Raw genomic sequence first — 18,821 nt, forward strand, 5'->3', positions numbered from 1 at the left:
ATAAATTAAACTTTAATATACGGGTTGCATAAACTGTTTATCTACATATTTATAAGAGTCGAATAACCCTAGTGATCCGTATGGGACTAAGAGTTCCTTACTATCAAGCTCTATATATGACTGCCCGGTAATTGCAAGCCCGTGCTTAATAGGATTCTTTTTTAAGTCCCCAACCGTTGTAAAGGAGGTATACCCAAATGCATTCATCGATCAAAGAATCACCGGCGATTGGGATACATTTGATTGGCCTTGTGAATTACTACAAGCTGATGATAAGAGTACGATACTAATTATTACAACTAACAATATCATTTTCCTCATTCTTTGGATTATTCTTTCTGGTATTATATTAGGTAGAATTACCCATAAGCGTTTGAGTTAATATCTCCTATTATATGTAAAAAGGTATGTATAGTGTAGTTATCATAAATATTCTTTAACAATGGGAGAGGCACTACGTTCCGAGGAATATGTAGAAATGACGGAACGATTATTTAGAGGTGTAGATGTAAAACTACAGTTGATTTATTAGATATTCAATTATTACTAAATTCTAGGTGGGTACCCAATGAAAAGAATAAAGCGCAGCTGGTGGAGAGATGACAACATCCCTAACCTCATAGGACGCAAGCAAATAGATTGGTCTATTTTTGAATATGGAACTCATATCCCGTTGGAGTTTCATGAGGATTTTGCTAAAGCGAATCATAATATTGAAATTCCTCTAGGCCAAAGCCATAAAATCATCCTTATTGACAAAGGTAAACAATTTGAATGTAATCTTAGCCGAATTAATCAAAAGAAACAAAATAGAGAGGCATTACAGATTAGGTACGACACGCACAAAGAACTTAAAGATTACATGATTGCTAAATTTAACGCTACATATCATTATTTGTCTCATAAGCGAAGCATTGCGGAAAGCACCAAAGTACCGATTACTGTTCCGGAGCAATTTGCAGAATACTTAGATTTTTATGCCACAGACAAGCCTTTCATCTATGAGGTGGAATTCATTACGAATGATACCCCTATTCCTCAGGATCAACCATCAATCTGGTGGGTATGCCAAGGGACATCTTATCAAGCTCAAAAACAAGAGGGAGTCCTATGGGCACCGCTTAAAAATACTAGAGGAGCAACGCAGCATCACTGGGAGACAATGAAGGATGTAAAAGTAAACGATCTAATCCTTCATTATTCTACAGGAGCTATACGCGCTGTTAGTCAGGTTCAACAAGCGGCTATCGAGATGCCTAAACCGACAAGCTTGTCGGATCAACCGTGGGAGGAAGAAGGACGCCTGATCGTTACAGAGTATCATGAACTGAATCCGCCCATTTTGCTAGAAGCAATCTCTCAGGATTTGCTTCAGTTGCATATTACGAAAGGGCCAATTAACAAAAAGGGCGGGGTTAATCAGGGTTATCTATTCCCTTTCACGCCGCAAGGATTAAGTATTGTCCAGAATAAATCGAAGGACATACCATGGCCGGAATATACGCTGCTTTCTGAGGTTGAAGAATTAGGACAGGAAGTCGAGCTCGTGACACTAAATGATGAGCAGATAAGTGAGAGGCTTCAAACAGTTAAGGATTATATTCAGCAACAAGGTTTTACTTATCCTTCGCTCATGATTGAGAATTTGTTTCTATCATTAAAGACCAAACCTTTCGTTATCCTGGCTGGAATATCCGGCACAGGCAAAACGAAATTGATTCAGAAATTTGCCGAAGCATTAGGAGCGACAGAGGGCAACGGACAATTTACGCTTATTCCGGTTCGCCCAGATTGGAATGATCCATCCGATTTAATTGGATATAAGGATCTTGGTGGAACATTCCGAAGAGGCAAATTAACTTATGTGCTAGAAAGTGCATCTGCGCCAGAGAATCGCCAGAAGCCATATTTTATATGTTTGGACGAGATGAATCTTGCAAGAGTGGAGCATTATTTTAGCGATTTGCTTAGCCTCTTGGAAACTCAGCGATGGCAGGACGGGCATATTGTGACTGATGCGGTAGTGGCTGAAGAACAGGTTGGACGAAATGTCGGAATTCCCGAAAATGTGTTCTTTATTGGCACGGTAAATATGGACGAAACTACGCATCCGTTTAGCAAGAAGGTACTGGACAGAGCAAATACCATCGAATTTAACCATATAGAGCTCGATAATTTTACCGGTTTTGAAGAATTGGAAGAGCAGAGCGATGAAGAGATAGAGTCGCAATATCCTGCTGCAAGTTTTTTGATTAGCAACTATATACAATTGAAGGATGCCTATATTGCTTATAAAGATATTGTCCAAAAAACGGTTGCTAAGCTTGTTGAAATCAATCAGATTTTAGAAAGTGTCCATGCGCATGTCGGATTTCGAGTTAGAGATTTGTTCTGCTTCTATATGATATATAACAATCGGTTTTCTCTTATGAAGGAAGCAGAAGCAATGGACTTACAAATCATGCAAAAAATTTTACCGCGTATCCAAGGAAATAATTTTGAAATTAGAAATGTAATTATGAAGCTCTTACTATTGTCTGTGGGACAGTCTACTTCTAATAGCAAAGATTATATAGATGGGGAAAAGGATATGTTTAAGGATTGGGAAAAGTACCAAAAGGACAACAAATTAAAGTATCCTCAATCGGCTAGAAAGCTAATCGAAATGCTACGGAGGCTCGATAATGATGGATTTACTTCATTCTGGGTGTCTTAAGAAAAGTGTCATTCTTCTCCGAATAGAATCGAATTTGTTTGATTTGTACCTTGAAGGCAAGCCGTTTCATCCAACGGTGGATATCCTTCAGTTACATCGAACAGATGAAAAGGAATGGGAACAAGCTGATCTTCATGTGTCTTCATATTCGGATCAAATGGAAATTCTCGCGATAGAAGTCTTTAATCCCACAACTGGGAAGCTTGAGCCTTGGCAAAATAAACAAGCTAGCTTTCCCATTTTCTATGAGACGCGAACCTATGAGCTATTGATTGAAAAGAAAAAGGGTAAGGAACTCAATCTCACCTTTTACCACGATAATTATGCGCTACGAGAAGCGGTAATGCCGAAGGGAAAGCGTATCTTGTCAGGTAATCTTAATTTTCAAAATGAGATTGGTCTTACGGAACTTGAGCTCCGTTCAAGCAGTTCAACTATCTTAAAGATTCGTCTAGAAGTTTTTCCTGTGAAAATAGATTACAAAAGGGATTATCATGCCATTCTACAAGATGTTAATCGGCAACTTCATAATCTGACTTTTGATTTTATGCGAAAGACATACCAATTCACTGGTATAAGAGAGACGAACCAACAAAGCATGACCGAATACTTTACTATTCTTAGATCCCTTTTTGACCAATTGATAAAAGCTGTCGAGCGAATTCAAGCTTCTCCACATACTAAAATGCATCAAAAGTCTCGTATTGTTCCTGCAGAGAAAGCAAAGAAAATAAATCACAACACTTTGCAGTTTTTGAGTAAAAACTCGCAGTTACTAAACAGGGATCATGTGAATGGGATGTTACAAGTTAAAGGTGAACGGTTATCTCCTACGCATGTGTTGGATACGAGAAGGATCTTGAATTACGATACGCAGGAAAATCGATTCGTTCGTTGGGTGCTACTCAACATTGAACGGAAACTAAAAGGATTAAAGGCATTGTTAAAAGCTCCAAATAAACGCCTAGATCCCATATTAAGTCAGATAATAGCGCATATGGAAAGAGAAGCTCGAAGAGTACTGAAGCTCGATTTTTTACAAGTTGGAGTCATGAAACATATGTCCGTTTCGTTGGTCATGCAAATGGCCCCGGGATATCGAGAAATCTATAAGCATCATTTGATGTTAATGAAAGGCCTTGCTACTCAAGAGGATTTATTTCATTTATCTTTGAAGGATTTAGCCACCTTATATGAATATTGGTGTTTTCTCAAGATACATCAACTGCTCAGCAAGAAATACGAGTTAGTAAGGCAGGATATCATCAAGCTAGATTATAGTGGGATCTTCGTGAAATTAAAGAAATCTGCCGCTTCGACAGTAACCTATCGAAATCCTATGAACGGTGAAGTATTTAAATTGTATTACAATCAGACCCTTCGAGGTCCGACGCTTACACAAAAGCCAGATAACGTTCTGACTCTGAAAAAAGTAGAGACATCTACGGAGTATAAATACGTATTTGATGCAAAATATCGCTTGAATCCTGCAGAGCCAGGTACACCTTATTACAGAACCTATGATGGACTACCAGGGCCGGAAGAAGGCGACATTAACACGATGCACCGTTACCGAGATGCTATCGTTTACGCAGAAAAGGATTCGGAGGAATTCGAACGAACGATGTTTGGAGCATACGTATTATTTCCTTATCCGAATGAAGAGGCGTTTAAGGAGCATCGATTTTACAAGAGCATTAAGGCTGTTAATGTAGGAGCATTTCCGTTCCTACCGGGTTCTACGAATTTATTAGAAGAGTTCCTTAACGAAATTATTTTGGATAGCCCTGAAAATGCATATGAACGGGCGGTTCGGCCGAAAGGATCTAAAGAGTTAAAGAGTATTACGATAATAAATATAACGGCAAAAACATATTAGTTGGCTGCATGAGTCGAGCCGAGCAGTTGGATATTGCGCTAGAACATCATTTTTATCACACGCCACTTGAGAACATTACTGATCATAAGCTGCTAACACAGCTAGAGTACGTGGCTCTCTATCAATCGAAAAAATTCTTTGAAAAAACACACGAGATCGTCGGTGTCAAATACTTCGGAAAAATAAAAGATTGGAAGATTGTAAAGCGTGGAGAAATTACCGTGATTCCTTCCAAGCATAACCCTCCGGATAAACTGTATGTTGTATTCGATATCGAGGAATGGAAAATAAGAGACCAAGTTATTCTCCCCGGGGGACATGGTGTTAGAAGCATTACTTTCTCGTCGAAATATATTTTCGATCGGGCAAGAGAAATAGCCGAATTAAAACTAGAGGGTGAAGAAGAGCTGCTTTTATGGCGCGAAACACGTCGAAGAGGTCGTGTAGAGGTGAAGTTAGATCGTGTGCATATAGACGATGCGATTGTAATGGGTGTGAAAGAGAAGGATGCTTGATAACCAACTTGATGAACTATTTCAACTGTGGAGGTTGTACGAAGCGTGTGTGGAGGGGATTTTTATCCCCGATGGTAATGTGGACGAGGAAGCGTGGTCCGATTCTCGACTCAAACTGATGGTATTACTGAAAGAAGTAAACTCCTCTGACGCAGAATGGAATTTGCAGCGGCTTATTAGAGAAAAGGGATTTCTCAAGGAAAGCAGCACTTGGCCGACGCTCATTCGGTGGACGTAAGGGATCCTGCATGGGTATCCTGAATTCCTCGAAGTTGAAAATCGTTATGCGAATATTAAGGAAGAGGCGGATCAATTCTTACGTTAGGTTTATTTTGCCAACGTGAAGAAGATTGCGGGTGGTTCGCAAGCGGTACACACGGATATCGAAAGTCATATCCAGCCGACCGGGCCGCTCCTCCTTCAACAAATCAGGATCCTGAATCCACATATAGTCCGATGCAGTGGAGATGTGATTTTCTATCGTGTCCAAAGGTACTAAAAGAGACGGGATCTTGGAAATACGAAGGACTGGACTATATTTGGTTGGAAGACGCGCAGGCATGTCTGTTCGTTATCATCACCCAAACACCTATTTTCCTAGAGCGATGTCTTACACTTAACTGATGAAAGAAATTCAGAAGCTTCTCTGAACCAGAAAATACGGGGCAGCTTAACTATTCCTCCAACTCCCTCTCATACCCCTCAACCAAAACCGAAGCCTTAACCTGAAGCGCCCTTGCTAATGCAGTAATCGTGAGCAAAGAGGGCGCTTTTTCTCCGTTCTCCAGCTCACTAATATAAGATCGGTCGACGCAGGAATAGACGCTCAACTAATCTTGAGTGAGCTTTTTTTCTTTGCGGATTTTACGTAGAGCTTTGCCGAAGGCAAGTAATTCTATGGATTTCTCACTATGATTGGCCACGTTATAACCCCTTATTGGATAGTTAAAATAATCTTATGCGGTTCTATAAGGGAATTTTTGTAGGCTACTGCCTACAAATTGATGTGAATGATATAATACAGATACTGGAAAATATGAAACAGGAGAACCAGCATGTATTCTTAGATCAAATGGGAGCTGCAGCTAATCATGAAATCGATCGCGAATAGTGAAACCGAAGTTACTAGGCAAACGTCACATAAGCAGGAGAAGCCGGGCTGGCTTCATTTACCAGGGAACGATCCATCGTCTGAATAGCAGCGCTCAAGAATATATGCAATTATCCGTGCATTTTTTGGAAGAAAGCTTACTTCATGTCAGCTTATTACTTTGCAACAGGGCACTGGAGTGCATGTTACATGCAATTCATATCAACCAGCAGAACCGACTGCATACTACAACTATGCTGTTGAACGATATCCTTCTGGGCCTTTCGGATGAGATGGATATGGAATCCATCACTTTTATTCAGTCTGTATCCTATTTAACGCAAGAGAGGCTGTTGATCAGCAAAATGCAGCCAACCCATCTCATGAACCTAATCAAGCGAGCGGATGACCTGCTTCTTCGACTATCACATCGACTTCACTTACCCTCTGAAACATACCATTCTGTTTTCGATAAATAAAGTAGGGCTGTGGATCCACTCATAAAGGTTGATCTGTAACATTAGGACTAGATCAATTCTCTCAAGTGCAATTTTTAATGATATAATATTTAAGGGAAATGTTGGTAACCGGTTTTATGAGCAAGGATGACCGCGCCGAGAACTTCAAAAGGTTATGGCAAAAACTTATAAAACGGAAGGGCAACAAATCGCAACTGGTTTGAGGGCTTTGTTCGCAATTATTGCACTGTCTTTATTTCTGTTATTCCACAAAATGCATTGTGGAGTTTTTGTTGGCGTTTTTGTCGCAGGTCTGTTTATTGGTCCTTGGGTAGGGGAAAAATGGGTCAAAAAAGAGAGCCTAGAAGAACTCCGGGGGCAAACAAAGTACTGTCACTCGGAGTGCACCAGCTACAAAAAGTAATAAAATACAGCAAATCGCGGCAAAGATTTCAGGGAAATTGACAGATGCTCAGCTGATTACAGCGGATATTCATAGTCTATCTGGAACGGATTTTGAACGATTGATGGAGTTGTACTACAAAGATCAAGGGTATTCTGTTGAGCGTGTGGGTGGCTCAGGCGATAGTGAGGTAGATCTTATACTTCTAGGTAAAGAGGGATACAAGATCGCGGTTCAGTGCAAGCGTTGGAAGAAGGATGTTGGCAACAATACGGTTCTTAGATTAAAAGCAGGAAAGCAAGTGCATGGATGTTATGACGCATGGATCGTCACGACGAGTAATTTTACAAGGGATGCTAGAAGAGACGCAGAGCGATTAAACGTTCAATTGATTAACGGGATTGCACTTGATAATAAACTTGATGCTTGGAAGAAGAAAAAGCGAGTTCAGTAAAACCACATTACATAAGGATGGGGCTTTCGTATGTTGAAGAAATTAATATCCATGTTCAAACCCTCTGAGGCGCCAAAGAAGAAACCAGCGCAAGCAAAGAGTAACCCCAAACCATCTGGAAGCGGCACGAAGCCTAAAGTTCAACCGACTCGAATTGGAGAGCTCGGCGAACATAAAATTAATATTCAGCTAGATCAACTCCCTAAAGGATGCAAGTATTTGAGTGATTTATTGGTGAGCAATCCAAAATCGCGCACGGGGTATTCGCAGATCGACCACGTGGTCGTCACTCCGCAAGGTTTATTTGTCATCGAGACCAAGAACTACACTGGAGAGATTAAGGGAACGCGCGAGAATAAGTCTTGGACGGTGAGCAATCGATTTAAAATGTACAATCCTTTTATGCAAAATTACGGTCATATTCAAGCGATTAAAAGCTTCCTCCCCGACTACCAAAGCAGCCGATACATCTCGCTAGTTTCCTTTACGATGCGTTGCCGGTTCAGCGTGGATTCTGAGTTGAGAAAAATCCAGTCAGATGAGCTGATTGTGTATGATGTTGAATTGTCCGAATATATCCAGCGTAAAATAAATCGGATTCAAGCGGAGAAGAACGATTTGGTTCTGCTGGATTCGGATATTCAGAAGATTTATCAAGCGTTGAATGATGCGAATATTAGCGATCCGAGAATGCGGGCTGAGCATGTGGAGAAGGCCGAAAGTATGGGGAAGGGGAATAGGGAGTAAGGAGTAAAATGCACACTCCTATGGATTCGAATATTCGAGTTATTATGAATAAACATTTGATTTGATTAAAGAAGAGAGCCTTTCAAAAATGTTAAAAATTCAAAAATGATAGAAATGATGGTGAAAGTGACTTATGGATAAACAGGAACTTTTTAATCCACTTAAAGACTTTAATTATAATGCTCTCGAAGATTCGGAATTTGGTGAGGATTCAGTTCGTGAAGAAATTATATTTCCGATTATTAAGTCACTTGGATATAGTTCGTATGGGGAAAATAAACTAATTCGTAGTCGTAATCTAGTGCATCCATTTGTTTCAATTGGCAGTCAACAAAAGAAAATTAATATTATTCCAGATTATGTGATGGAGATAGATGGTCGACCGTGTTGGATTATGGAAGCAAAAGGGCCAAAGAAGAATATACTGGATTCTAAGTACTTAGAACAAGCTTATTCATATGCTATGCATAGTGAAATTAAAGCTTGGTATTACGCCTTATGTAATGGAAAAGAGTTTGTTTTATATCATGTTAGCGAGTATAAACCTTTATTACATTTTGATATCAAACAGTTGCCATTTTACTGGGAAGACTTAATGCGGTTCTTGTCTCCTACTCAATTATTAAATAACTGCAATCAGTTTAATCCCTTAAATAAAGACTTTGGACTGCATCTTAAGCGTTTAGGGTTTGACACATTCAATGGCCTTCATTTTTTAGAAGTCCCTATTACATTTATTGCGAAATTAAAAGATGATCTATATACATTTGCAACAAATATTAAAGAAGAAGATGCTTATTGTGTTTCTTTTGACTTCAACCATACAGTATTCTTGGAATTGAAGGGGAAGATCCCGGACGAGGCTTATGCTAAACTTGCAGAACCTTTAACAGATTCGATGATAAATATTAGGTTTCCTGATATGCGATATTTTGTGAATGTAAGCTGTGGCCTAGGTGAAAATATGGAGGAAAATAATGAAGAAATTTTTCTACCGCTTGTTATTAATAAATTCTTGTGACGTTCAAAAAGAAATTATTTTGAGGAAATTCAAAGAAGACAATAACTTACGATAACATTAGATTCACGCATCTGGCATACGCCCTCGGTCCGGAAGGATAATTTCGGGGCGGCAGAGATGGCCGGATGGCACTTGCCAGGCTTCGTGAATACTAGAACGTTAGGCAAAATTAAAAGCGAAAGAGGGACTTAAAGTGAAAACATGGCAAGCTAAAATTCTAGTTCATGCTTACTATAAATTTGTGGAGGAAGTAGTAATACAAGATGTCAGGTTTTTTCGAGAAGATAATCAAAATTACGCAGTTCTGGATTTCGAATCTTCTTGCTTAGAATTTGCTGAGAAAATTGCATTAGAGAAAGTATGTTCTATATTAAAGGCTATGAAATTTGTGCTGAAATCAGAATTTGAATGTTCTATACATTCGCTTAACGAGACTACAGAAGGCAACACGCTGAAAGAAGGATTTACAGAAATTGAGGCTACACTCGCTGTTGTAAAAGATTTTCCGGTAAGTAGTTTAGAAGAGATTAATTTAATTCTAGATAAGTATGATAATGCAGATCGCATAGGAAAAGCTGCATTTGATTTTTTTATAGATGGTTTTGGCATCAAAGAGCATAATAATGAGTCTTTCATTAATTTTTTTAAGTCAATTGAACTAATTTCTAATGAATATATAGATGAAGCTAAAGAAGAAAAAGCGATAGAAGTTCAAGAAACATTACATGAGCTAATTGAAAAACTTGAGAAAGCTATATTAAATATGCAGCAAAAAAAGATTAATAATCTGATTAAGCAAATATATAGTCTAGGTTTTATTGAAGCTAAAAGAAAGTTAAGCATTGTATTAAGGAAATTAGAACTGAAAGAATATGAAGAACAAATTAGTGCGTTACCCGATCTTAGAAATAATGTTGCTCATGGGAAAGTAGAGTTTGTTCCTATAACTAATGAACAATTGATTATTTGCGAGGAAATATCCAGGAATGTAGTATTAAATTATTTGGATAAAAAGAGAGTTAGTCCAGAATAACCTTATATAGCCTAACATTATATTCACGCATCGGAAGTTGAATCAGCTCACAACCCTGCGTGGCCAAGTCTGTCAGACGCGGTCGAATGCACTTCCTTAAGTCTCTCGGGGTCGTAAATACAAAGAACGTTAACTGAAATCTTCAAAAAGTAACATCTAAAAACTAATAATCTCTTTTTACTTCGTAATTATGTTTGGAGGAAGATATAATGCCAAAAAAGTTAAGAAACTACCCAATTTATATTGCCCCGAATATCTCTGGTTATTTAGACCGTGGATACCCAAAGATATATGATGAAATATCACAGCGAGAGCTTGATCCCTACTTAGTTGATCATAAGATTGAAATCTATAGTAGACAAGTCAATGAGTGGTTTCTGGGCCGTGCATCTAGACTCTTACAAGGTAAAAATAATGGATTTATTGTGTTAATGATATGTATTTCCTATATAGAAGGTGTTCAACAATATATTAATGGGCGTGATAGCAGGAATCAAAGTAGGCAAGTGTTTATACAAGGTTTAAATCGGATTTTTTCATTAAATTTAAGCGATAATGATTTGAATGAGTTTTACAAAGAAGTAAGATGTGGTTTATTTCATAACGGCATGAGTGGAACCAAGGTTATCATTAGCTCACATTTTGATAGTCCAATACAATTTATTGATTCCAATACAATCAAAATTAATCAGGAACTATTTTTAAAAATAATCCGACAGGATTTTAAAAATTACATGCTGGATTTAAAAGATGAGAATAATTATGAAATGAGAGAAAAATTCGATCGAATGTTTAATGTTGTATAAGGCTTTTTCTTAGTTAGGATTGCCGAGTGAAAATGAACAGAAAGACAGATGACGTAACTAATAAAGTCGACAGCCGGAGGACCCTATTTTCAGGGTTCTATTCTATTCCCACCACCTCAAAACCTCCCCGCACCGATGGTACAGTTCTGGCATCCTAGTACTTCCCCCTCCCTGCCTATCCCCAACCCCTCTTCCCGCACCCCTGAAAATTGGGAACCCCATCAAAAAACGTTGCTTGCCTGAAAATCCACCTTACCTGAAGAGCGCCCTTGCTAATGCTGTCTCCGTTCCCCAGCTCACTAATATAAGACCGGTCGACGCGGGAATAGACGCTCAACTCATCTTGAGTGAGCTTTTTTCTTTGCGGATTTTACGCAGAGCTCTGCCGAATGCAAGCAATTTTATGGATTTCTCACTATGATTGGCCAGGTTATAACCCCTTATTGGATAGTTAAAATAAATTTTATGAGCTTGTCGCATCGACTTCACTTACCCCCTGAAACATACCATTTTGTTTTTGAAAAATAAAGCCTTCGGTCTCCATTCTTTAGCAATTCTATTTGTAAAAATATAGTAACCATCCATTCTGGACAAACGTTCTATATAACGAGAAAGATTTATTCTCCGAAATTTTTGCTTGTGCTATAAAGGTGGAGATCAAGATGAGAATTAAATAAACTATTGCCCTGAGTTTGGTGTTTTTACTTTGTATTGGTTTGTTTCTTTATTTTTATGACTTTCCAAAATAGATCAATGTTGATCGTGCAGCGGTAATCTTCACTAAAGATAACCCTTCTTCATCTATTAATACTAAGGTAAAGATAAAGGTACGCTTTATAGGCCGATCTTTCATCAAATGCATTTGCACATAAGTTGGAATATGACTTTTCTGAAGATCACTTGGATAAATTGATAGATTCCTTTTCAGCTAAACAGCGTACTGAATATGTATCATATTTGGGGGGAGAATCAGTTACTGATATAGGAGGGAGACTTAAAATGGCTCTTTTTACTATATGGATATCGTTATATGAAGTTAATAGCATTTCTAAAGAATTGGCTGAAAAAATGCAAAATAATTCAGAATCCATAAAAAGAAAAAATAAATAGAGAGAGTAATTTTAGATACATGGGAGAAAGTGGATTGGAGGGGCTGTTCGGCTGCACACCGGTGGCGCTGAATACGGAGCCGGGGTATTTTCCGGCGATTTATACGATCACGAGCATCTGGAAGTCGTTTGGGTGGAGCAGCATTTTATATTTGGCCGCCATGTCCTCCATGAACCTGCATCAGTACGAAGCTGCAAAGATGGACGGCCCGAAAAAAGGGAGGAAAGCCGCAGGCCGGACAGTGGGAATTTCCTTCCGGGAGGTAGTTGGAGGAGGGCGAAACCCCGGTGGAATGCTTGAAGCGTAAGCTGCGTGAGGAGATGCAAATCGCCATTGAACCTTACGCATACTTCAGAACAAACGACCATTGTTATGGTGAGAAGCATATCCGGTTAATCGCATACAAGGCCGTTGTATCAGCGGCATTCATCAAGCTGGCCGATCACGACGAAGCGAGTTGGGTGAAGCAGGATGAGCTTGATGAATATACATTCGCGCCGGCAGATGTCTCATTCGTTAATAGGTTAATGGATAAGGAAGAACTTTCGAGCCCCAGATCGGATGCCGATAATACGGGGGCTTCAGATATCAAAACCATCCTCGCGCAGTCCTACGATAATCATGCAGACCATAGAAATTCATCCGAACTGGAAGGTTGGAAGGCAGAGGAGTACGAGCAAGTGCGAGCAAGGCCTGAATATGACGACCGTCGATTTGTACGAAGAGATGGTTCGTTTATGCAAGCAATAGAGGCTGCACGCACGGGTGATGGATTTTTACGGTTTGGATTTTGGTTTAGTTGGCATCACTCTTCACTTTTTCTTCCATTCCATTTCATTTCTCCTTTCCCAAAAAAAATAAGCCGCCTTTTGGCGACCTTGAGTTACTAAATATTCATTTTTGTCATATACCATCTGCATACCTCTTATCAATCAACAGAGAATAAAAGCTCCTCATCAATAAAGACGGCAGCTGATCTTCAGATCATCAGATGCCTTCGATCTTCTATGAGTTCGTATTTCTTGTGTGTCACCCTCCCCAATATCCTTCAAGATTTGTTCAGGATTCTCCGTACGCGGGTTATCTGATGTGACGATAACTTGAAGAACCTTATTTAATTAAGGCTTATGAATTATGAAATTGATTCATTTATCAATATAATTCTTTACTTCAAAATATATTAACAATAAGCCTATGATTAATGCGACAGTCCGAATAATAAATTCAGTGATTAACAGGTTCCCAGATAGGGAATCAATACTGAACCTTCCAGTAATTATTGCAGGAGAAAAAATTATTAAAACAGCTACTATTACCCTAAACAAGATGCCATATTTATAACTAGATTTATCCATTGATAATCACCTCCAATATATATAGTACATTAATTACAATTTAAGACAAAGCCCCTTTATCATCACTTAGGGAAGATAAAGGGGCTATATTAAGAAATTAACTGTTGTTTATTATTGCCGAGATAATATTACATTACCCTCATAATATCCATACCAATAATGTTCATCTGATGATATATTTTTATAGGTTATTGTCGCAAAACCCCCAACATTTATGCTAGCACCAACTTCAGTTGTTGTAGCACCATTATTATACCAATCTCCATTTACGATATAATGGATTTTAGAAGCATTTTCCAAATAGGATTTTACTGTTCCAACAAATTGTTTAGTCACATTACCATCTGATCTAACCAATTCCCAAGTTTCAATCTTAAGAATGGCTATATACCCTCCACCTTCTGTTGTGCTGCAATAATATCTCAAGATTGGTTTAAAACCGCCATAGTCTCCCAAATAACCGGTAAATGTTCTATAAGTAGCTAAAGCTAAGGATTTTTGTGAAGAATTCCCTCTATTAAAAACTTCTTTTGCTTCTGTTAGAGTGATATTATGGTCATCAGCATAAACTTGGGCAATTTCGTCAAAGGTTAAAACATCACTCATTTCAAAATCGGAATTGTTGCCGATACTAGACAGCCCCTTTAAGTCAAAGCCTCCCTCCGAGTTCCCCTGTGCAGAAGCAGAGAGAGCATCAGAGCCATTAGCTGAAGCTGACACTGCAAAAGCAAAGATAAGTGTCATAGCAATAAACAATGAATAAACTTTTTTCATATTAAAACTCCTTTTTTGTTGTATTTCACTAAAACGAAAAATAATTAAAATTAATTAGAAGAAGTAGTGTAAGCATTACCTCTTGTAATCATAATGCCATAATCATCAAATATCTTGGCTTGACCTCTTATTCTATATGTACCCGGTGGGACATTGTACCAAGATTTTTGAATAGAGGAATTATTCCCCCTAAAGACTGCATCATCACCAAATGTAGTTCCCTTAGTGCTAACAAGTGTGTAAATAAAATCCGAAAGATTACTTGTCGATTGTTGGCTACCTGTTATTGAAACAGTAGATTTAGTTGTGATTGTAAATTCACAAAGTGTACCCACACTTCCGTCAATATCATACCTAGTGTCACCCCAATAGCCTGCCACTACTTGGGGAGTGATTATGGAGTCTGAAACTTCAACTCTACTGGATTCTGTGGAATTTAGATTAGATTCAGCGAAACTTGTTGCTGAAATAAAGAGAGAAGAAGCAATTATTAAAGACGATAGTATAAAATGCTTTTTCTTAATCAATTATTTATCCCACTTTCTAGAAGATTTGATTTATATTGGTTGGCCAACCATGGAAAAATATATCACACATATGAGATGAATTATACAGAATTAACCAAAATAAATATAAATTTATTTTGGTTTTTTCTGTAACCTTTCTTAACTTGGAGCGTTGCAATAGTTTCTTTAAAACATAAAAAGCCGCCAGTTACGGGCTATTAGGCGGTTATATTCTTGTCGTCTTATAAAAGCTGATTACGTTCGTCGTACCAACAGGTATTATCAGCTGTTCAATTCTACCCTCTATGAATTATCCATATCTTATATAGTGAATAATGCCGTACGCTGTCCTGTTGGCCAGGAATTGGCTCATTGATCCCCACAAAGTGGAGGCTAAGTCTTCCAGCGTGACCACTCGGAAAACGGGAAAAGCCCCAAGGAACGGCAAAGATTATTATGTGTCCTTAGGAGACGGTATTCACCGTAACTGGGGGGATTGCAGAAAATATGGCTTTATATCGGCAGGGCAAGGGAAGTGGTAAAGCAATACGCTGAACCTCCTGATGCCAGGCGCCAGAGTTTATGTGTGTATTCCCAAGGTGGGTTATGTGGGCGTTGGTATCGTTACAGATGAAGTCGTGCCGATCAAGGATTTTCAGGTCGAGATCGATGGCGAAAGCGTGCCGCTGCTGGAAACGGACTTACATGTCAAAATGGATAAGGACGTCGATGATCCCGATCTGTGTGAATACGTCGTACGCGTAGAATGGCTCAAGACGGTTCCTAAGCAGGAGGCCGTCTAGGAGAAAGGCATGTTTGCGTTCCAGAATTCTGCATGTAAGTTGAGAAACCAGTTTACGATTGAACGTCTTACGGAACATTTTCAGTTTGAAGAAGAATGATAGATTTGAAAACATAGAGGGAAGTATGAATGATGGACACAGCCAGCTCGATGAACTATTCCAACAGTGGAGGTTGCACGAAGCGTGTGCAGAGGGGATTTTTATCCCAGACGGTCATGTTGATGAGGAAGCGTGGTAGCCTTCGGTCTCCATTCTTCAGCAATTCTATTTATAAAAATAGAGTAACCATCCATTCTGGACAAACGTTCTATATAACGAGGAAGATTTATTCTCCGAAACTTTTGCTTGTGCCATAAAGGTGGAGATCAAGATGAGAATTAAATCAACTATTGCCCTGAGTTTGGTGTTTTTACTTTGTATTGGTTTGTTTCTTTATTTTTATGACTTTCCAAAACAGATCAATGTTGATCGTGCTGCGGTAATCTTCACTAAAGATAACCCTTCTCCATCTATTAATACTAAGGTAATGATAAAGGGCACTCTTTATAGGCCGATCTTTCATCAAGAAAAGTTTGTAGGTAAAGTCATTGTTGACTCATATCCATTTACAAAGGTGGATTCAAGCGTTGAAATATATGTTACTCAGAAAACTCATGGGATCCGTATGGGGAATTTATTTTATCAACAAACAACCCCAAATTTTCTCGGTACTGAGCAAGCATTAATTTGGTTTGATAATGAGTTTGAAAATATCAACATCTGGCCTACGACTCCATGGGGGGACACCAAAAGGGATGAAAATGTATTTATCGTCACTAAATCTAATTATGAACAAGCTATTAATATGCAAAAAATGATGAGGGAGAAATTCGGGATAAACTTTGTGCCTAAATAAATAGGTTGAGAATGGCTTGGCACCATCCCGCAGCCGAACAGGCAGCATACCTGAAATGGATCGTGTATCCATATGAAGCGGTGTTGGTAAAATGAGAGGTAATTTCACAAGGACTCGGCTAGGAAAGGAGAGAGCGTAATGAGAAAGTTTAAGACACTAACACTATTCGCAACTGCAGCACTGGGTATTTCCATGGTCTTTTGTGGGCATAATCAGGCATTGGCTTCTAGCATCAAGGTGGTCGGGAAGAACGGCCCCATTTCCTCTGAAGTTGCACCTTACTTAAAGAAGGGCACAGTGCTGGTACCGATCAATATCATTGGAAATTTTGGTCTAAGCAATCTCAATATGTCTTGGGACAATACCCGCAAACAGGTTAGGATCTCATATCGAAAAGTAATGATCACGGTCAAGGTTAACGAAAAATATGGGATTATCGGGGATGAGAGGATTCCATTAGCGCAGCCAGCCCAGATGAAGCATGGAAGGGTTATGGTTCCTGTAAGATTCGTTGGAGAGGCGTTGGGTGAGCCGGTGGCATGGGATGCAAAGACTCAAACGGTACCGTTGGGAGTTCAACGGTAAGTAGTCATGCTAAAAGTGCTCTAACCTTGGAGCGAATCCGGGTCCTCTCTCTACATCGTGTGAGCTTAAAGGAACAGATTAATGCGGGTGGATTAATGACGGTGGTCTGCTATTTCCCTGTAGGAAGAGCGGATGAGTATTTTGTGAAAGAGGAACGCCGAATTGATTATTATAAAGTGAAGCAAGGAAAAGCGGTTCAGATATGGGCTGCTAAAACAACTAACGATATTGTTGAGAATAAGAGTCTTCCTTTCTTTCCGTATAAAATTGTTCAAGAAATAGGGGAGCGGCCAAGCGTGAAGGGGCCTTTTGTATATTATAAAAACTTTGGAGCTATCGCAGCTGTATTTTATGGCATTATCAATGAGCAAGGGAAGGCCATACAGCTAGGTGAAGCAGACGGTAACAAGGGGGTAATCATAGATATCCCTGAGGAAAAGAACTATATGAAACATTAAATGGCTATCTGAATTGATGGCGAGTTCATATTTTTAAGTAAAGGGGCTAATCATGAGAAAAATAAATAGAAGATTTATAATCCTTACATTTGCTGTTCTTGTTTTGATCACAGGGACAAGTGTATATGCAAGCGATGCTCTTCCTTCTCTTTTTCCAAATGTAAGTCCCGAAGAGGAGGCTCTTGCGCAAGCCGTTCAAGATCGTTTAACTCAATCGTGGACCCAAGGTCGTGAGATCATACTGAGCAGTGAGGGAAGGGCATTTGGAATCAACAGCAAAAACGAAGATTTGTCAAAATGGACGTTTATCGATTCTGATCAATTTTATGATATGTTGGCTACTTTTTCTATGCAAAAACGTTCTTCTTTTCTAGAGGCTTTTTATAGTGAGGAGCGGAGAGCTAATCTTGACGTAGGCGATTATATGTCGGCATTACTGATAAATCCAGAAAAGTCACGAGCTTTAGTTTATTGGGAGAAGGCCAATGGTTCTTATGTTGTCATGGATTTAAAATCTAAAGGAAATAACTCGAAATCCTGGTATGTCGATGGAGTTAAAGTTTTTCAAGGTTAACAAAATGTATGGGATATAAGGAAATGAACGGATTCATTTAGCTCATCAATACTCACATTAATTACTGCTGCTTAAACCAAGTATCGTTATTTTGAAATTTTCCTAAAAGGACGTGCTATGTATGAACAAACTTGCTCTAATTTCCGTATTATCTCTCTCGCTAGTTTTATTAGCAGCTCTGGCAGCGTCAGCTGCGCCAGCTTCTCCAAGTAATAAAGAATCTCCAAGTGTGAAAGCTACGGTAAATGACAATAGCGTGCAAACAAGGGATGGAGGTAACGATATTGACGATCCTATAATCACTCCATTTGCAGTTGATCCTTTATTTAGCACTGTTCTTGCTGGAACAAATGCAACCTCTAATTTTACTGTTAACAAGGGATATGGTCATATAAAAATATACGTAAAAAACACTGGGTCATCAACCATCTCAGTTAGTGTACAGCATAGAGAAACAGGCAGAATTTATCTTGCCACGACTATAGCTCCAGGTGCAGCACCTTTAGATTGGAGAAGTTTTACTGATAACCCACAGGGTGTCTACAGTGGGGATTATGTTGTTACATACCGAGCTGACGGGAACATTTTGAGCGGTGAAGCTTTGGGAGTGTCTGCTATAATTAATAGCGATCTCTAATT

19 protein-coding genes are annotated in these 18,821 nt (G+C 39.0%); 16 read left to right on the top strand and 3 right to left on the bottom strand.

Going from position 1 to position 18,821, the window contains the following annotated elements:
* Positions 1-568: 568 nt before the first annotated feature.
* From IAE55_RS12100 to IAE55_RS33795, 3 genes are read left to right on the top strand one after another with little or no spacing between them, the layout of a single operon-like run.
* Positions 569-2,716: an McrB family protein gene (locus tag IAE55_RS12100; protein ID WP_200632419.1), complete on the top strand. Its 2,148-nt coding sequence runs from the start codon at positions 569-571 to the stop codon at positions 2,714-2,716.
* Positions 2,685-4,595 carry a DUF2357 domain-containing protein gene (locus tag IAE55_RS12105; RefSeq protein ID WP_234489495.1) on the top strand — a complete coding sequence of 637 codons (1,911 nt, stop codon included), beginning with the start codon at positions 2,685-2,687 and terminating at the stop codon, positions 4,593-4,595. Before IAE55_RS12100 ends, IAE55_RS12105 begins: the two co-directional genes overlap by 32 nt.
* A 26-nt stretch (positions 4,596-4,621) precedes the next feature.
* Positions 4,622-5,110: a hypothetical protein gene (locus IAE55_RS33795; RefSeq protein WP_234489496.1), complete on the top strand. Its 489-nt coding sequence runs from the start codon at positions 4,622-4,624 to the stop codon at positions 5,108-5,110.
* Between the two features lie 674 nt (positions 5,111-5,784).
* On the opposite strand, the gene IAE55_RS34120 is transcribed toward IAE55_RS33795, so the two are convergent.
* On the bottom strand, positions 5,785-5,940 hold the full coding sequence (locus IAE55_RS34120) for a helix-turn-helix domain-containing protein (RefSeq protein ID WP_267918278.1): 156 nt from the start codon (positions 5,938-5,940) through the stop codon (positions 5,785-5,787).
* 1,179 nt (positions 5,941-7,119) lie between these two features.
* Between IAE55_RS34120 and IAE55_RS12115 the strand changes: the two genes are divergently transcribed.
* From IAE55_RS12115 to IAE55_RS12145, 7 genes are all read left to right on the top strand, one after another.
* Positions 7,120-7,515, top strand: a complete 396-nt coding sequence (locus IAE55_RS12115; RefSeq protein WP_234489497.1) for a restriction endonuclease — start codon at positions 7,120-7,122, stop codon at positions 7,513-7,515.
* Between the two features lie 30 nt (positions 7,516-7,545).
* On the top strand, positions 7,546-8,262 hold the full coding sequence (locus IAE55_RS12120) for a nuclease-related domain-containing protein (protein WP_200632421.1): 717 nt from the start codon (positions 7,546-7,548) through the stop codon (positions 8,260-8,262).
* A gap of 133 nt (positions 8,263-8,395) precedes the next feature.
* A complete protein-coding gene (locus IAE55_RS12125; protein ID WP_200632430.1) occupies positions 8,396-9,283 on the top strand; it encodes a type I restriction enzyme HsdR N-terminal domain-containing protein in 888 nt (295 codons plus the stop codon).
* A 193-nt stretch (positions 9,284-9,476) separates the two neighbouring features.
* Complete coding sequence (locus IAE55_RS12130; protein ID WP_200632432.1) at positions 9,477-10,316, top strand: hypothetical protein; 840 nt, start codon at positions 9,477-9,479, stop codon at positions 10,314-10,316.
* A 209-nt stretch (positions 10,317-10,525) separates the two neighbouring features.
* On the top strand, positions 10,526-11,122 hold the full coding sequence (locus tag IAE55_RS12135) for a hypothetical protein (protein ID WP_200632433.1): 597 nt from the start codon (positions 10,526-10,528) through the stop codon (positions 11,120-11,122).
* Positions 11,123-12,251: 1,129 nt separating this feature from the next.
* A complete protein-coding gene (locus IAE55_RS33800) occupies positions 12,252-12,539 on the top strand; it encodes a hypothetical protein (RefSeq protein ID WP_234489498.1) in 288 nt (95 codons plus the stop codon).
* On the top strand, positions 12,520-13,122 hold the full coding sequence (locus IAE55_RS12145) for a hypothetical protein (RefSeq protein ID WP_325168631.1): 603 nt from the start codon (positions 12,520-12,522) through the stop codon (positions 13,120-13,122). Before IAE55_RS33800 ends, IAE55_RS12145 begins: the two co-directional genes overlap by 20 nt.
* 576 nt (positions 13,123-13,698) lie before the next feature.
* Here IAE55_RS12145 and IAE55_RS12150 read toward each other — a convergent pair.
* Complete coding sequence (locus IAE55_RS12150) at positions 13,699-14,361, bottom strand: hypothetical protein (RefSeq protein WP_200632435.1); 663 nt, start codon at positions 14,359-14,361, stop codon at positions 13,699-13,701.
* A gap of 50 nt (positions 14,362-14,411) precedes the next feature.
* Positions 14,412-14,888 carry a hypothetical protein gene (locus IAE55_RS12155; protein WP_145948512.1) on the bottom strand — a complete coding sequence of 159 codons (477 nt, stop codon included), beginning with the start codon at positions 14,886-14,888 and terminating at the stop codon, positions 14,412-14,414.
* A 587-nt stretch (positions 14,889-15,475) separates the two neighbouring features.
* On the opposite strand from IAE55_RS12155, the gene IAE55_RS12160 reads away from it, so the two are divergent.
* The 6 genes from IAE55_RS12160 to IAE55_RS12185 all read left to right on the top strand — a co-directional run bounded on the left by IAE55_RS12160 (position 15,476) and on the right by IAE55_RS12185 (position 18,819).
* Positions 15,476-15,670 (top strand): hypothetical protein, encoded by a 195-nt coding sequence (locus tag IAE55_RS12160; protein WP_200632437.1) that lies wholly within the window; start codon positions 15,476-15,478, stop codon positions 15,668-15,670.
* Between the two features lie 370 nt (positions 15,671-16,040).
* The gene (locus IAE55_RS12165; protein ID WP_200632439.1) at positions 16,041-16,565 is read left to right on the top strand and encodes a hypothetical protein; all 525 of its coding nucleotides are present in this window, start codon (positions 16,041-16,043) and stop codon (positions 16,563-16,565) included.
* A 138-nt stretch (positions 16,566-16,703) separates the two neighbouring features.
* Positions 16,704-17,150 carry a copper amine oxidase N-terminal domain-containing protein gene (locus IAE55_RS12170; protein WP_200632441.1) on the top strand — a complete coding sequence of 149 codons (447 nt, stop codon included), beginning with the start codon at positions 16,704-16,706 and terminating at the stop codon, positions 17,148-17,150.
* Positions 17,105-17,608 (top strand): hypothetical protein, encoded by a 504-nt coding sequence (locus tag IAE55_RS12175; RefSeq protein WP_200632442.1) that lies wholly within the window; start codon positions 17,105-17,107, stop codon positions 17,606-17,608. The genes IAE55_RS12170 and IAE55_RS12175 overlap by 46 nt, the downstream gene beginning before the upstream one ends.
* Before the next feature lie 52 nt (positions 17,609-17,660).
* Complete coding sequence (locus IAE55_RS12180; RefSeq protein WP_200632443.1) at positions 17,661-18,182, top strand: hypothetical protein; 522 nt, start codon at positions 17,661-17,663, stop codon at positions 18,180-18,182.
* 121 nt (positions 18,183-18,303) lie between these two features.
* Entirely contained in the window at positions 18,304-18,819 is a 516-nt protein-coding gene (locus tag IAE55_RS12185) for a hypothetical protein (RefSeq protein WP_200632444.1), read from the top strand.
* Positions 18,820-18,821 lie beyond the last annotated feature (2 nt).

This window comes from Paenibacillus sp. S28 (assembly GCF_016624415.1).
GTDB classification, from domain to species: Bacteria; Bacillota; Bacilli; order Paenibacillales; family Paenibacillaceae; genus Paenibacillus_AQ; species Paenibacillus_AQ favisporus.

What these genes read in the sequence shown, in the direction of transcription:
- IAE55_RS12100 (WP_200632419.1), top strand. Translation starts at nt 569, where the DNA reads ATGAAAAGAATAAAGCGCAGCTGGTGGAGAGATGACAACATCCCTAAC.
- IAE55_RS12105 (WP_234489495.1), top strand. Translation starts at nt 2,685, where the DNA reads ATGATGGATTTACTTCATTCTGGGTGTCTTAAGAAAAGTGTCATTCTT.
- IAE55_RS12120 (WP_200632421.1), top strand. Translation starts at nt 7,546, where the DNA reads ATGTTGAAGAAATTAATATCCATGTTCAAACCCTCTGAGGCGCCAAAG.
- IAE55_RS12125 (WP_200632430.1), top strand. Translation starts at nt 8,396, where the DNA reads ATGGATAAACAGGAACTTTTTAATCCACTTAAAGACTTTAATTATAAT.
- IAE55_RS12135 (WP_200632433.1), top strand. Translation starts at nt 10,526, where the DNA reads ATGCCAAAAAAGTTAAGAAACTACCCAATTTATATTGCCCCGAATATC.
- IAE55_RS33800 (WP_234489498.1), top strand. Translation starts at nt 12,252, where the DNA reads ATGGGAGAAAGTGGATTGGAGGGGCTGTTCGGCTGCACACCGGTGGCG.
- IAE55_RS12150 (WP_200632435.1), bottom strand. Translation starts at nt 14,361, where the DNA reads ATGAAAAAAGTTTATTCATTGTTTATTGCTATGACACTTATCTTTGCT.
- IAE55_RS12165 (WP_200632439.1), top strand. Translation starts at nt 16,041, where the DNA reads ATGAGAATTAAATCAACTATTGCCCTGAGTTTGGTGTTTTTACTTTGT.
- IAE55_RS12170 (WP_200632441.1), top strand. Translation starts at nt 16,704, where the DNA reads ATGAGAAAGTTTAAGACACTAACACTATTCGCAACTGCAGCACTGGGT.
- IAE55_RS12175 (WP_200632442.1), top strand. Translation starts at nt 17,105, where the DNA reads ATGGGATGCAAAGACTCAAACGGTACCGTTGGGAGTTCAACGGTAAGT.
- IAE55_RS12180 (WP_200632443.1), top strand. Translation starts at nt 17,661, where the DNA reads ATGAGAAAAATAAATAGAAGATTTATAATCCTTACATTTGCTGTTCTT.
- IAE55_RS12185 (WP_200632444.1), top strand. Translation starts at nt 18,304, where the DNA reads ATGAACAAACTTGCTCTAATTTCCGTATTATCTCTCTCGCTAGTTTTA.